Annotated in this window: 10 protein-coding genes; 2 read left to right on the top strand and 8 right to left on the bottom strand. The window is 74.4% G+C overall.

What is annotated here, in order from left to right:
- Positions 1-96: 96 nt before the first annotated feature.
- The 3 genes from ACIQVZ_RS18165 to ACIQVZ_RS18155 all read right to left on the bottom strand — a co-directional run bounded on the left by ACIQVZ_RS18165 (position 97) and on the right by ACIQVZ_RS18155 (position 4,773).
- A complete protein-coding gene (locus tag ACIQVZ_RS18165) occupies positions 97-1,863 on the bottom strand; it encodes a DEAD/DEAH box helicase (protein ID WP_402451019.1) in 1,767 nt (588 codons plus the stop codon).
- A gap of 157 nt (positions 1,864-2,020) precedes the next feature.
- Entirely contained in the window at positions 2,021-2,227 is a 207-nt protein-coding gene (locus tag ACIQVZ_RS18160) for a cold-shock protein (RefSeq protein WP_350881634.1), read from the bottom strand.
- A gap of 323 nt (positions 2,228-2,550) precedes the next feature.
- Positions 2,551-4,773 (bottom strand): MMPL family transporter, encoded by a 2,223-nt coding sequence (locus tag ACIQVZ_RS18155; protein ID WP_402451016.1) that lies wholly within the window; start codon positions 4,771-4,773, stop codon positions 2,551-2,553.
- 403 nt (positions 4,774-5,176) lie between these two features.
- On the opposite strand from ACIQVZ_RS18155, the gene ACIQVZ_RS18150 reads away from it, so the two are divergent.
- Together ACIQVZ_RS18150 and ACIQVZ_RS18145 are read left to right on the top strand one after the other, a co-directional pair.
- Positions 5,177-6,070 (top strand): phosphotransferase enzyme family protein, encoded by an 894-nt coding sequence (locus tag ACIQVZ_RS18150; protein WP_402451013.1) that lies wholly within the window; start codon positions 5,177-5,179, stop codon positions 6,068-6,070.
- Positions 6,071-6,323: 253 nt separating this feature from the next.
- Complete coding sequence (locus tag ACIQVZ_RS18145; RefSeq protein WP_402451012.1) at positions 6,324-7,355, top strand: polysaccharide deacetylase family protein; 1,032 nt, start codon at positions 6,324-6,326, stop codon at positions 7,353-7,355.
- A 38-nt stretch (positions 7,356-7,393) separates the two neighbouring features.
- Here the strand turns inward: ACIQVZ_RS18145 and ACIQVZ_RS18140 are convergent, their stop codons facing one another.
- From ACIQVZ_RS18140 to ACIQVZ_RS18120, 5 genes are all read right to left on the bottom strand, one after another.
- The gene (locus ACIQVZ_RS18140) at positions 7,394-8,095 is read right to left on the bottom strand and encodes an exonuclease domain-containing protein (protein ID WP_350881640.1); all 702 of its coding nucleotides are present in this window, start codon (positions 8,093-8,095) and stop codon (positions 7,394-7,396) included.
- A 198-nt stretch (positions 8,096-8,293) separates the two neighbouring features.
- Complete coding sequence (gene efeB, locus ACIQVZ_RS18135; RefSeq protein WP_402451010.1) at positions 8,294-9,547, bottom strand: iron uptake transporter deferrochelatase/peroxidase subunit; 1,254 nt, start codon at positions 9,545-9,547, stop codon at positions 8,294-8,296.
- A 126-nt stretch (positions 9,548-9,673) separates the two neighbouring features.
- A complete protein-coding gene (locus tag ACIQVZ_RS18130; RefSeq protein WP_350881644.1) occupies positions 9,674-10,129 on the bottom strand; it encodes a GNAT family N-acetyltransferase in 456 nt (151 codons plus the stop codon).
- Between the two features lie 129 nt (positions 10,130-10,258).
- On the bottom strand, positions 10,259-11,818 hold the full coding sequence (locus ACIQVZ_RS18125; RefSeq protein WP_402451007.1) for a carboxylesterase/lipase family protein: 1,560 nt from the start codon (positions 11,816-11,818) through the stop codon (positions 10,259-10,261).
- A gap of 305 nt (positions 11,819-12,123) precedes the next feature.
- Entirely contained in the window at positions 12,124-13,398 is a 1,275-nt protein-coding gene (locus ACIQVZ_RS18120; protein WP_371516519.1) for an SAV2148 family HEPN domain-containing protein, read from the bottom strand.
- Positions 13,399-13,552: the final 154 nt, after the last annotated feature.

Raw genomic sequence — 13,552 nt, 5'->3', positions numbered from 1 at the left:
CCTCAAACGCGCCCAACACCGCAACTGGCCACCACCACAACCGGCAACAGTCACAATCACCCAGCCGGCAACAACCTAAAGTCACCGGCATTGGGCCTAGTCGAAGGCGCGGCGCTGGCGGCCGGTGCCGTAGTTGGAGCCGGACTTGGCGCCGCTGCCGGGCTTGGCGCGGCCGGAGGAGCGGCCGATGAAGCCGGCCGCCTGGGGGCGGTCGCCCTGGGCGGCGGCGCCGCCCAGGCGCTGCTTGGGGCGGGGGCGGCGCGGGTTGCCGTTCATGTCGACGTCGGCGGGCAGCGCGGAGCGCTTGCCGGGACGGCGGCGCGGGTTGCCGGACTTGGCGTCGGCCTTGGCGGCGGGGGCCTCGGCGGGCGCGGGGACGGCGACGGCGACCGCGACGCCGCTGGGGGTGCGGGCGCCGGTGATCTTGGCGAGGTCGGCGTCGCCGGGGCGGACCTTGGTGACGGTGGGGCGGATGCCGGCGACCGTCATCAGCCGGTTGACCTCGCGGCGCTGCTCGGGCAGGACGAGGGTGACGACGGTGCCGGACTCGCCGGCCCGGGCGGTGCGGCCGCCGCGGTGCAGGTAGTCCTTGTGGTCGACCGGCGGGTCGACGTTGACGACCAGGTCGAGGCCTTCGATGTGGATGCCTCGGGCGGCGACGTTGGTGGCGATCAGCGCGGTGACGTGGCCGTCCCGGAACTGGTCGAGGACCCGGTTGCGCTGCGGCTGGGACTTGCCGCCGTGCAGGGCCGCGGCCCGGACACCGGTGGCGAGCAGCTGCTTGGCGAGGCGGTCGGCGCCGTGCTTGGTGTGCACGAACATGATCACGCGCCCGTCGCGGGAGGCGATGTGCGCGGTGGTGGACGCCTTGTCGGCCTGGTCCAGCTGGAGGACGTGGTGGTCCATGGTGGTGACCGCGCCGGCCGACGGGTCGACCGAGTGGGTGACCGGGTCGGTGAGGAAACGCTTGACGAGGCGGTCGACGTTGCGGTCCAGGGTCGCGGAGAACAGCATCCGCTGCCCGCCCTCGGCGACCTGCTCCAGCAGCTTGCTGACCTGCGGGAGGAAGCCCATGTCGGCCATCTGGTCGGCCTCGTCGAGGACGGTGATGGCGACGTCGGACAGGTTGACGTCACCGCGGCCGATCAGGTCGTCGAGCCGGCCGGGGGTGGCGACCAGGACCTCGGTGCCACGGCGGACGGCGTTGGCCTGGCGGTTGATCGACATGCCGCCGACGACGGTGGTGATCCGCAGGTTGACGGCGGTCGCGTAGGGGGTGAGCGCGTCGGTGACCTGCTGGGCGAGCTCGCGGGTGGGCACCAGGACGAGCGCCAGCGGGTAGCGGGCGACGGCGCGGCGCCCGGCGGTGCGGGCGAGCAGCGGCAGGCCGAAGGCGAGGGTCTTGCCGGAGCCGGTGCGGCCGCGGCCGAGCACGTCGCGGCCGGCGATCGAGTCGGGCAGCGTGGCGCCCTGGATCGGGAACGGCGCGGTGACGCCCTCGCGGGTGAGGGTGCTGAGGATGCCCTTGGGCAGGTCCAGTTCGGCGAAGGTGTCCGCCGGGGGCCGGGCCGGGGTGCCCTCGACGACGGTGAAGTCGGCGGCCTCGGGCACGGCGGCGGCGCGGGTGTTCTTGGGGGCGCCGGTGCGGCCGCGCGGCTTGCGGGCGCGCTCGGCGTCGCCGGTGGCGCGCGGGTTCTCGCCGCGGCGGGCGCGGTCGGCGGTGCCGGTGCGGCCGGCGCTCTCGCCGCGGCCGGTGTTCTCGCCGCGGCCGGCGCCGCCGCTGCGGCGCGGGTTCTCGCCACGGCGGGCCTGGTCGGTGGTGCGGGCGGCACGGTCACGCGGCGGGCGGGCAGGGGTGGTCACGAAGTCTCCGTACGTCGGTCGGCAGCCCCGGGTGGGGGCTGGTCGGCCGTCGGTGGGAAATTCGCCGCCCCGGCCGTACGGCGGCATGCGCGGGGGCCCGCACCGTGTGGTACGGGCCCCCGCTTCGCGAGATCGCGAGTCAGCGTGGAGGCTGACGTCAGCCGATGACGCGGATGTTCTCGGCCTGCGGGCCCTTCTGGCCCTGGGTCACGTCGAACTCGACGGCCTGGCCCTCAACGAGCTCACGGAAGCCGTTGGCCTGGATGTTCGAGTAGTGCGCGAACACGTCCGGGCCGCCCTCGGCCTGCTCGATGAAGCCGAAGCCCTTTTCGCTGTTGAACCACTTCACGGTGCCGGTAGCCATAACCGTCTCCTCAAAAAACTGGGGCATCAGGGATTCACACCGCGTGAACCCCGGAGTAGCCGCGATCCCCATCCGGAGACTGAAACACCGGACAAAACAAATGCGCCTGTTGGTTGGACCAGCAGGCGCACACATACGTTCATGGGAACCAAAACTGCAACTGGGTCGACTGTAGCACGGCGACACCCCGATTGACCGGGGACTTTTGTGCTCAACAGATCACGTTTGACGGCCAGGGAAAGAGGGCAAGCGGCGCCCCGCCGAAGCGGGACGCCGCCTGTGTGGCGCGTCGGTCGGGCATCGACCGTGTCCGAACGAGGCGATCAGCGCCGTCCGGCCGGCTCCGGCACGCCGTACGCGTCCGCCGCCGGCGCCGGGCCGGCACCGTGGCTTCCGCCGTGGCCCCCGCCGTGGCCGTGCTCGGGGTCGGCGCCGTGGCCGGGCCACCAGGCCCGGTTGCCGATCAGCGCGGTGAGCGCCGGGGTGAAGAACATCGCCATCACGAAGGCCGCCAGCACGATGCCGAAGGCCATCGCGAAGCCGAACTCCATCATGAAGGTGTTGCCGGCGAGCATGAACGTCCCGAACGAGGCCGCCAGGATGAAGCCGGCCGCCGCGACGGTCGGGCCGGCGTGGCGCAGCGCCTCGCGGGCCGCCTCGCGCGGGCTGCGGCCCGCGCGGGCCTCCTCGCGCAGACGGGCGATGATCAGGATGTTGTAGTCCGTCCCGATCGCCACCACGAAGAGGTAGATGAGGATCGGCATCATGAACATCAGGCCGGTCTCGTTGCCGATCTTCTGGAAGATCAGCGTGGTGGCGCCCAGGGTGGCGCTGAAGCCGAGGCCGACCGAGGCCATCAGGTACCAGGGGGCGACCACGCTGCGCAGCTGGAGGGCCAGGATGAGCAGGATCAGCAGCCCGGCGATCGGGAAGACCAGCTTGTAGTCGTGGGTCATCGCCAGGTTGATGTCCTTGAACACCGAGGTGAGGCCGCCGACCTTGGCCTCGCTGCCGGCCGGGGCCTGCGCGTGGGCGACGGTGCGCAGCTCGGTCACCGCGTCGATCGCCTCGCTGCTGGCCGGGGCGTCCTTGAGCATGACGGTGAACTGGGCGGTGGTGCCGTCGGCGCTGATGCTCTTGGCGTCGGCGCTCGGCAGGTAGACCTTGGACACCCCGCCGACGCCCTGCAGCTTGTCGGCGTAGGCCGGGAAGGAGGCCGGGTCGAGCTTCTTGCCGTCGGTGCTGCTCAGGTAGACCTGGCTCGGGTCGGCGGCGCCGGCGGAGAAGCCCTTGGCCATCTTGTCCTGGACGACCATCGACTCCTTGTCCTTGGGCATGGAGCTGCCGGCCATGTCGAAGTCGCCGTTGTAGCCGAGCGCGCCCACGGACAGGGCGACCAGCACGCCGCCGGAGGCGACGGCGGCCAGCGCCGGGCGCTTCTGGACGACCCGGCCGAGCGCGGTGAAGCGTGCGGTGCTCGGCTCGTCGGTCCACTTCTTGCCGGGCCAGAAGACGGCGCGGGCGGGGATGACGGCGAGCAGCGCGGGGGCCAGGGTGATCGAGGCCAGGGCGGTGACCACGACCGCGATCGCCAGGGCGGGGCCGAGCGCCTGGAACATGCCGAGGCTGGAGAGGATGAGAGCGGCGAAGGCGATGGTGACGGCGCCGGCGGCGGAGGCGATCGCCTCGCCGACCCGGCCGACCGCGTTGGCCACGGCGGTGTCGCGGTCGTCGCCGGCGCGCAGCCGCTCGCGGTAGCGGAAGGCGAGGAACAGGAAGTAGTCGGTGCCGACGCCGAGCACGACGACGATCAGGATCGCTATCAGGATGGGTGTGCTCTTGAGGCCGAAGATGTCGGTCGCGTAGTTGATCAGGCCCATGGAGGCGGGCAGCGCGATCATCAGCGAGACCAGGACCGGCAGCAGGCCGGCCAGGATGCCGCGGAAGATGATGCCGACGATCACGATGACCAGGAGCACCGTGGCCATGGTGATGATGCCCTCGGCCGATCCGGAGGCTTCCTTCTGGTCGAGCGCCTGGGCGGCGGGGCCGCCGAGCTGGAACTTCAGGTCGGTGCCGGAGGCCAGTGCCTTGCCGTCGTCGCGGAGGGCCTTGGCGATGTCCGCGGTGGCGTTCTGGTCCTGCTGCTTCGACTTGTCGACGGCGATCATGGCCATCGCGTACTTGTGGTCCGGGGATATGCCCAGCTGGTCGGACGGCGGGATGATCTTCTCGACGCCGTCGATCTTCTTGGCCGTCAGGTCCTGGACGAGCTTGCCCATCGCGGCCTTGTCCGCGTCGGTGAACGCGGCGCCGTCGTTGCGCTCGAAGAGTGCGAGCGCGCCCGGGGTGAAGGCGGCCGGGAAGGCCCGCTCCTGCACCTGTGCGGCCTGGATGGACTCGTAGTGCTTGGGGAGGAACGCGGCTTCGTCGGTCTGCGAACTGACCTTCGGCGCGGTCATGAGGACGGCGATCATTCCGATCACCCACGCGATGATCACCCACCACGCGCGGCGTACGACGAATTGTCCTAGTCGGTGGAACATGCTCGATGCCTCCTGGGCATGGTTCACCGCAGCCCTTGGGGGACGGGACGCCGGGCGACGGCTGGACCGGCGGGAGACGCGCGGCGGCGCTCCCTAGCCGGTCGGCAGGTAAGTGGGTCTGGGCGTCATCCTACGAGCACTTTGCTTGCCGACCGGCAAGGAGCCCCCGTGGTCCAACCCCCGTCGGGCCGCCACCAAGCGGCCCCGGCCCAGTTTCTCCCGGGCGCACCCCTCTTGACCTCGTGCTCCGGGTGGAGACAGCTCCCCCTCAGGGTGGATCTCTCCCCCTACCCCCTGGGAGGAGATGTCAGGGTAGGAGGGTAGGGAAAACCCCACCCCGGTCCGTCATGATGATCACCGTCCGGAGGCCTCCGGATGAACGCCGCCCCAACGGAGCACCGCCATGATCCCCTTCGACGAAGGCCGCGCCCGGCTGCTGCTCGCCCACGCCTGCGAGTCCGCCGGACTGCCCGGCCCCGGCGACGCCCGGCTGCTCGCGCTCGGCGAGAACGCCGTCTTCGACCTCGGCGACCCGGCCGTCGTCGCCAAGGTCGGCCGCGGCCCCGAACTGTACGAACGGGCCCGGCACGAACTCGCCGTCGCCCACTGGCTCGCCGCCCAGGACGTCCCGGTGGTCCGCCCGTACGACGCGGTGGACGCCGAGCCCCAGCTCGCCCACGGGCACCCCGTCACCTTCTGGCACCGGCTCGCCCCCGCCGTCCGCCCCGCCCGCCCCGCCGACCTCGCCCCGCTGCTGCGCGCCCTGCACCGGCTGCCGCTGCCGCCCTTCCCGCTCGCCCGCCGCGACCTGTTGGCCCCCGTCGAACGCTGGCTGGCCTCCGCCGAGGGCCACGTCGACCCGGCCGACGTCGCCTTCCTGCGCCACCGCCGGGACGGCTTCGCCGCCGCCCTGCCCGACCTCGCCCCGCACCTGCACCCCGGCGTGATCCACGGCGACGCGCTGCCCCGCAACGTCCACGTCGGCCCGGACGGGCCCGTCCTGCTCGACCTGGAGAACGTCTCGCACGACCTGCGCGAACACGACCTGGTCGTCCTCGCGCTCAGCCACGACCGGTACGGCGTGCCCGGCGAGGAGTACCGGGCCTTCGTCGAGGCGTACGGCTGGGACGTGCGCGCCTGGCCCGGCTTCGCGGTGCTGCGCGGGGCGCGGGAGACCGCCAGCGCCTCCTGGGTCGCCCAGCAGGTGCCCGGCAACCCCGCCGCGCTGGCGGAGTTCCGGCGCCGGGTCGCCTCGCTGCGGGAGGGCGCCACCGAGGTCCGCTGGTACCCGTTCTGAGGCGTCGGGTTCCTGAGGTGCCGGGTTCCTGAGGTGCCGGGTTCCTGAGGTGCCGGAACGCCCCCGTCACGGCCCCCGGGATACCCGGCGGGCCGCGGGGGCGCCAACCCGGGCGCGTGTGAGAAGACTCCTACGGCGCTCCGGTCCGCTCCGCAACCGGGCCACGTACGCTCGGCGTCCTATCGGACAGTCATCCTGACCGAGGGATCGGCACCCGTCCTCTGCACCCCTCTGCACCACAGGAGCCGCCGCCATGCCCCACTCCGCCACCCGCCGGCCCTCCCCTCCGACCCGTACGGCCCTCACGGCCCGCCGCCGGCTGGTCGCAGGCTGCGTCGTGGCGGCCGCCACCCTGGGCCTGGCCGCGTGCGGCACCGCCAGCGGAGCGCTCCAGCCGACGGCCGGCGTCAGCACCCAGCCCCCGATCACCCTCGCGCCGACCGACTCCCGGCCGACCGACGGTCCCGTCGCCACCGTCGCGCCCGCCCCCGGCTCCGGCTCCAGCTCTGACAGCGCAGCCGCCTCCGCCGCCCCGCCGGCCGTCCCGAAGCCGCACCCGCCCACGGCGCCCGCCGAGACGACCGCCGCGCCCCACGGCGGCACGCCGGCCACCCCGGTCACCACCACCCCCGTCGCGACCACGCCCGCCACGGGCACCCCCGCGCCGCCGCCCGCGCCGGTCAAGCCGGGCACCGTCATCGGCTCCACCGCCTCCGGCGGCCACACCGTGGCGCTCACCTTCGACGACGGCCCCGGCCCCGCCACCGGCCAGATCCTCGACCTGCTCGCCCAGTACCACGCCAAGGCCACCTTCTGCGAGATCGGCCAGAACGCCGCCGCCAACCCGGCCCTGGTCAAGCGCGTCCTCGCGGCCGGCCACCGGCTCTGCGACCACAGCGTCCACCACCCGCAGCCGTTCGCGAAGCTCCCCCACGACAAGGCCGCCTACGAGATCTCCGCCGCCAAGGACATGATCGTCAAGGCCGGCGGCCCCGGCACCCGGGTCAGCTGGTTCCGCGCCCCCGGCGGCGGCTTCAACGCCGACAACGAGCAGATCACCGCGAGCCTCGGCATGTCCTCGCTCGGCTGGTCCGTCGACCCGCGCGACTGGTCCCGCCCGGGCGTGCCCGCCATCGTCTCCACCGTGCAGAAGCAGCTCAAGCCCGGCGGCGTGATCCTGATGCACGACGGCGGCGGCGACCGCACCCAGACCGTGGCCGCGCTCAAGCAGCTGCTGCCCTGGCTGGTCGCCCAGGGCTACACCTTCGACTGGCCGGCCGGCTAGGCCGGGCCTGGCCCGCCCACCGGCCTCACCGGGGGCGGTCACCTCATCGGCCACCGCGGGTCGACCACGGCCTGCGGGTCCTTGCCCCGGCGCAGCCACGCCTGCAAGCCCTCCGCCCACTCCCGGTACCAGCCGATCTGGCGCCCGTGCAGCTCGGCCGGCGCGACGTCGCCGACCTCGGCCCGGTAGCGCTCGGCGAGCGCGACGGCGACCCGCACGGCCGCCAGCGCGTCGCTGCCCGCCTCGTGCGCGTCCGTCAGCTCGACGCCGTACACCTCGCAGACCCGCTGCAGGGTGCGCGAGCCCTTGCGGTACTTGTCCACCGCCCGGTCGACGACCAGCGCGTCCAGCACCGGCCCGACCGGGGCGCCGAGGCGCTCGGCGAGCGGCACCAGCCCGTACCGGCGCAGCTCGGCGTCGAGCAGCGACAGGTCGAACGGCGCGTTGAACGCGACCACCGGGCGCCCTGCGGCGAGCCGCTCGCAGAGCGCACCGGCTATCTCCTCCACCGCCTCCTTGGCCGGCCGGCCCTTGCCGCGGGCCAGGTCGTCGCCGATGCCGTGGATCGCCTCCGCCTCGGCCGGGATCGGGACCCCGGGGTCGAGCAGCCAGTGCGCGGCCCCCACCCGGCGGGCCCCGACGGTGTCCACGAGCGCGGCCGTGACGATGCGGTCCACGGCCGGATCGGTGCCCGTGGTCTCCAGGTCGAAGCCGACCAGTGGCTGCTGCCACCAGCTCATAAGGGGGTGTCCTTCCGTCCTGCCGCTCGAAACAGCCCCCATCATCACCCGCCCCACCGACATCCCGGCCGCCGGGGCGGTCGGGGTGCGGGCCGGTACGGCGGCGGACGGCAGCGGGCGGCCCCCTCGGTTTCGGCAGGTCGCCCCAACGGCGGGCGCCCGCGCCCCGGTTGGGCGACGGGCGCGCGAACCGGGGCGTCAGGTGGTGGTGAGGAGGGTGCGGCCGAGCCAGTCGGTGGTGTCGTGGGCGCCGGGGAGGACGTAGAAGTAGCCGCCGCCGGTGGGGCGGAGGTGGCGGGCGAGGGGTTCGGTGTTGAGGCGGGTCTGGACGGCTTCGAACTGGCGGGCCACGTCCTGCTGGTAGCAGCAGAAGGCGAGGCCGAGGTCGGGTTCGCCGTCGGGGTCGAGGCCGCGGTCGTAGTTGAAGGCGCGGCGCAGGATGCGACTGTCGCGGGTGCCGTCGGTGCGGGGGTTGGCGAGGCGGATGTGGGAGTCGAGGGGGATGACGGCGCCGTCGGGGTCGTTGCGGTAGTCGGGGGTGTCGGTCTCGCCGGCCGCCCCGAGCGGGGCGCCGTCGTGCTTGCGTCGGCCGATCAGGCGTTCCTGCTGCTTGAGCGGCACCTCGTCCCAGCCGGCGACGAGGGTGCGGATGGCGCGGATGACCTGGTAGCTGCCGCCGGCGGCCCAGCGCGGTTCGTCGCCGCCCTCGCCGACCCAGACGAGGGCGTCCAGCTCGCGGGCGTTCGTGGTGTCGGGGTTCTCGATGCCGTCCTTGAAGCCGAGCAGGTTGCGGGCGGCGCCGGTGGGGCGGGAGCGGTTCTGGAAGCCGTCGAGCTGCCAGCGCGGGCGGATCAGGCCGTTGGTGCTGCGCAGCAGGTCGCGGATGGTGTGCTGGACGGTGTCGCGGTTCTCGGCGCAGATCTGGAGCGAGAGGTCGCCGTGGCATTCGGCGGGGCGCAGCGCGTCGACGGGGAAGGGGCGCATGGCGGTGAGTCGGCGGGGGCGGTGGCGGGTGAGGCCGTAGCGGGTGTCGAAGAGGGAGGCGCCGACGGCGACGGTGACGGTGAGGTCGTCGGCGGGCAGGTCGGGGCCGAGGGTGCCGCTGTCGGAGGGGGCGGCGGCGGGGCCGAGGTCGGGCGGGGTGCCGCCGGCGGTGAGGAAGCGGATGCGGTCGGTGAGGGTGCGCAGGAGGGTTTCGAGGGCCTTGCGGTCGCGGGCCTTGACGTCGAGGGCGAGGAAGGTGCCGTAGCCGGGGGGCGGGTTGGTGATGCCGGCCTGGTGGCGGCCGTGGAAGTCGATGCGCCGGGTGGCGGTGCGGGGCGCGGCCTGGGCGGGGCGGGCGCCGGTGAGGGTGAGGGCTCCGGCGGTGGTGGCGCCGAGGGCGGTGCGCAGCAGGCCGCGGCGGGTGGCGCGGGGGTGTTCGGAGCCGGTGGAGTGCGGGCTGTCGATCATGGACGGGACGCTAACAAGCGGTTGGGCCCGGTACTCGGGTGAGCGCCGCGCCCGAGGGCCGGTCACCATCCGTCCGGCCTACTGGCGTCACCCGGGCGAGTGCCGCCGGGCGCGGCCGGCCCCGGTTCAGGCGGCGGGCTCGCGGACCAGGTAGACGTCGATCGGGTCCTCGTGGTCGAGGACGAAGCCGTGGCGTTCGTAGAGGCTGCGGGCGGGGCTGCCCTGGAGGACGTCGAGGCGCACGGGCTCGCCGGCGGCGTCGGCCTGGGCGAGGAGGTGGCGCAGGACGGCGGTGCCGAGGCCGCGGCCCTGGTGGGCGGGGGCGAGGTAGAAGTGCTCGATCCAGCGGCCGCCCTGCTCGGCGGGGCGGACGGTGACGGAGCCGGCGAAGGCGCCGTCGACGAGGATGACGGAGCTGTGGAGGCTGGAGAAGCCCGCCCGCAGGCGCCGGCGGACCCGGTCGTCGTCGTAGCGGCCGAGGCGTTCGAGGTCGGCGCGCAGGACGACGGCCTTGAGTTCGGCGACGGGTTCGACGTCGGCGGCGGTGGCGGGGCGCAGGGTCCAGGCGGGGAGGCTGTTCACGGCCCGCAGTGTGGCAGCGGCCGCACCGGCCCGGCCAGCGGGTTTCGGGGGCCGGACGCCGGGGCGGGGCGTGCCGAGGGGGCCGGGCGGTGGCCCGGCCCCCTGTTCCGGCGGGCCGGCGGGAGGGCCTCAGCGGGTGCCGAGGTCCAGGGCCGGGAAGGAGTAGTCGTCCCAGAGCGCGCGTTCGTCGTCGTGCGGGGCGTACTGGACGCTGGGGTTGAGGTCCCAGATCCGGGTGGCCCGGGTGTCGGCGGTGTAGGGCGGCCAGCCCGGGTCCCCCGTGCGGGCGAAGGAGGCCCAGGCGTCGGCCATCCGCTCGGACAGCCGGGTGAGTCGGGGCCGCTGGGCGGCGACGGTCTGCGCGCCGCGCGGGAACGCGCCGAGGTCCAGGCCGCCGAAGACGAAGGGCAGTTCCAGGGTGTGCATGGCGCCCAGGTTCTGGGCGGCGGGCAGGCCGGGGACGTAGGGCACGTGCCAGTCGAACTGGTAGACGTGGGTGGGCCGCCAGCGGGACTGGGCCTCGGCCAGGCGCAGGGTGGGGATCCGTTCGGTCTGGTCGGTGAGCATCGCGTTCACCACCCGGCCCTCGGTGGCCCCGGGGCGGTCGGCGGCGTACCGGTCGTACATCTGCTGTTTGCGGTCGGCGAGCACCGGGGGCAGGGTGCGGTAGGCGCTCAGCGGGAGGTCCGGCAGCGTGGGGTCGAACAGCGCCCAGTAGTCGGTCTCGTTCTCGGTGGTGCCGGTCATCACGTCGACGTCGCGGGCGCTGCCGGCGGCGATCCGTTCGACGACCGGGCCGGGCACCAGTGCCCCGTCGATGGAGGGGCCGAAGAAGACCGCGGAGGACAGGCCGGAGAGCCCGTGCTGGACCTGTTCCTGGAGTTCGAGGACCTGTGGGGTGGTCAGCCGGTCGAGGTCCGCGACGGTGTGGATGCCGCCGGTGGCGAAGACCTTTCCGGCGGTGGCCCGCGCGGCGGCCGCGGTGTGCACGAGGTAGCCGGGCCCGCTCTCGACGATGGCGCGCTGGAAGAGCTGCTCGGGGTGGTCGCCGGCCAGCAGGGCGCTGATCGAGATGGCGCCGGCCGACTGGCCGAAGACGGTGACGTTGCCCGGGTCGCCGCCGAAGGCGCCGATGTGCCGGCGCACCCAGGTCAGCGCGGCGATCTCGTCGCGCAGCCCGTTGTTGCCCGAGCCGGCGTAGGACGGGTCGAGCGCGCCGAGTTCCGTCCAGCCCAGGATGCCGAGCCGGTAGTCCAGGTTCACCACGACGGCGTCGCCGCGCTCGGCCAGCAGGCCGCCGTCGAAGACGGGCTGGCCGGCGGCGCCGAGTTCGTCCGCGCCGCCGTGCAGGAAGACCATGACGGGTTTGCGGGCGCCTCCGCCGTGCGCCGACCACACGTTGAGGTACAGGCAGTCCTCGGTGCCGCCGCCGCCCGCGCTCAGGTCCTGCGGGCAGCCGGGGCGGGCCTGGGTGGCGCGCAGCGTTCCGGGCCAGGGCGCGGCGGGCTGCGGCGGGCGGAAGCGGCGCTCACCGGTGGGCGGCGCCGCGTACGGGACGCCCAGGTAGGCGCACCGGCCGTCCTGGGCCACCCCTTGCAGGCGGCCGGCGGAGGTCGCCGTTCGGCAGCCGCCCGCGTCCCGGGCCTCGGCGGGGACGGCGGGCAGCAGGCCCAGCAGGGCTGCCGTCACGCCGGCCAGTGCGAGCGGCCAGCGTCGGCGGGCGGTTGCGCCGTTCTTCCCCGGCCGTCTTCCGCGCCGCCCCGCCCCGGGCGCTTCGCGCGGCCTTCCGGGCGCCGCCCCCCGTACTCCGTGCTTTGTTCCGCGCACCATGGCGCACTCCCCTCGACGTCGTCGCGCCGCTCGTGCGGCCGCGACCCCGCCTTCAGCTTGCTCGGCGCGGCCCGGGGGTGTCGCCGCCGCACGGATGGAGTTCCGGGTCTCCACCCGGGGGTGGAGAAGGGCAACTGACGACACATCAGGAGTGGTGGGCGGGTTCAGGACACCGGCCGGGAGTCGCCCCAGGCGCCCTCGAACTCCTCGCGGTAGACCTCCAGCAGGCCCTGTTCGCTGCCGCCCGGCTGCTGGCCGGCGCCGCCGCGCAGCACCAGGGCCGGGGACTCCATGCCCCGGGCGCGGCGCAGGTAGGGCTGGATGACGCCGAGGTCGCGGCTCTGGCGGCGGCCGCCGACCTGGCCGGTCGGGCGGGGGCCCTCGACGAGGTAGGCGGTGAAGCGCGGGGTCTCGTCGAAGACCCGGATCTCGAAGCCGCCCTGGTCGCGCAGCCGGGCCCGCACCCGGCGCACGTGCATGATGTTCATCTCGATGGAGCGCGACAACTCGCCGCGCCCGAGGCCGAGTTCGCGTTCGCGGCGGCGGACGGCGCTGCTCGCCGGGTTGAGGAAGAGCAGGCGGACCCGGCAGCCGTCGCCGGCCAGCCGCACCAGCCGCTTGCCGGTGTAGTTCTGGCAGAGCATGCCGAGGCCGATGCCGAGCGCGTCCAGGCGTCGGGCGCCGTCCAGCAGGTCCTCGACGGGCAGGTCGCGCTGGAGGCGGACGCGGTCGGCGTGCACGGCGACGACGTCCGCGTACCGGCCGGCCACCAGCGACTCGACGACGTCGGCGGGCACGCCGCCGGCGCCGCCGTCGAGGACGGCGAGCAGGCGGGCGGCGGCGCGTTCGGTCTGGGCGAGGACGGTCTGGGTGAGCACCCGGTTGCGGGAGACCACGTGCCGGGCCACTTCCAGTTCGTCCAGGGCGAGTTCGATCTCGCGCCGGTCGGAAAGGTAGGGCTCGAAGCAGGGCCAGTGCTGGACCATCAGTTCGCGCAGCTGGGGCAGGGTGAGGAAGACCAGCGGGTCGTCGTCGGCCGGGTCGAGCAGGTAGCCCTTGCGGCGGCTGACCTCGCGGACGGCGCCGGCCCGGTGCGCCCACTCCTCGCCGGCGGGGCCGGCGGCGGCGGTGACCCAGTCCTCGCCGTGGGCGGGGGCGTAGATGGGGTGCAGCACCTCGTCGACGAGGGAGCGCAGCCGCTGTTCGACGAGGTTGAGCCAGACGTAGGCGCGGCCGGACAGGCGGACCCGCTGGTAGGCGTCCTCCCATTCGGCGGCGGACCAGGCGAGGGCGGGGACCTCGACCGGGCCGCCCTGGGCGGGCACCAGGGGGCGGCCGGACAGGGTGGGGCGCATGACGACCGTGGGCGCCTCGCTGCGGGCGCCGCCCCGGTCGGGGCCGTCGGGCCCCGGGCCGCGGCCGCCGGCGGGGAACACCATGCGCCACCTCACCTGGTCTGCTGCTCTACGCTCCGCCCCTGCGCGGCTGATGGAGCGCCACCGGCCCGGGGACGGCCGGACGATCAAGAGTACTGCCCGCCGCGAGCGGTGTGCAGCCGGATGGCCCACGGGGCCCGGCACCACCACCAGGCCC

The sequence above is a fragment of the Kitasatospora sp. NPDC098663 genome (assembly GCF_044760075.1).
Taxonomy (GTDB): Bacteria; Actinomycetota; Actinomycetes; order Streptomycetales; family Streptomycetaceae; genus Kitasatospora.
This window is presented reverse-complemented; position numbering and strand designations above follow the sequence as displayed.

What these genes read in the sequence shown, in the direction of transcription:
- ACIQVZ_RS18160 (WP_350881634.1), bottom strand. Translation starts at nt 2,227, where the DNA reads ATGGCTACCGGCACCGTGAAGTGGTTCAACAGCGAAAAGGGCTTCGGC.
- ACIQVZ_RS18155 (WP_402451016.1), bottom strand. Translation starts at nt 4,773, where the DNA reads ATGTTCCACCGACTAGGACAATTCGTCGTACGCCGCGCGTGGTGGGTG.
- ACIQVZ_RS18150 (WP_402451013.1), top strand. Translation starts at nt 5,177, where the DNA reads ATGATCCCCTTCGACGAAGGCCGCGCCCGGCTGCTGCTCGCCCACGCC.
- ACIQVZ_RS18145 (WP_402451012.1), top strand. Translation starts at nt 6,324, where the DNA reads ATGCCCCACTCCGCCACCCGCCGGCCCTCCCCTCCGACCCGTACGGCC.
- ACIQVZ_RS18140 (WP_350881640.1), bottom strand. Translation starts at nt 8,095, where the DNA reads ATGAGCTGGTGGCAGCAGCCACTGGTCGGCTTCGACCTGGAGACCACG.
- efeB (WP_402451010.1), bottom strand. Translation starts at nt 9,547, where the DNA reads ATGATCGACAGCCCGCACTCCACCGGCTCCGAACACCCCCGCGCCACC.
- ACIQVZ_RS18120 (WP_371516519.1), bottom strand. Translation starts at nt 13,398, where the DNA reads ATGGTGTTCCCCGCCGGCGGCCGCGGCCCGGGGCCCGACGGCCCCGAC.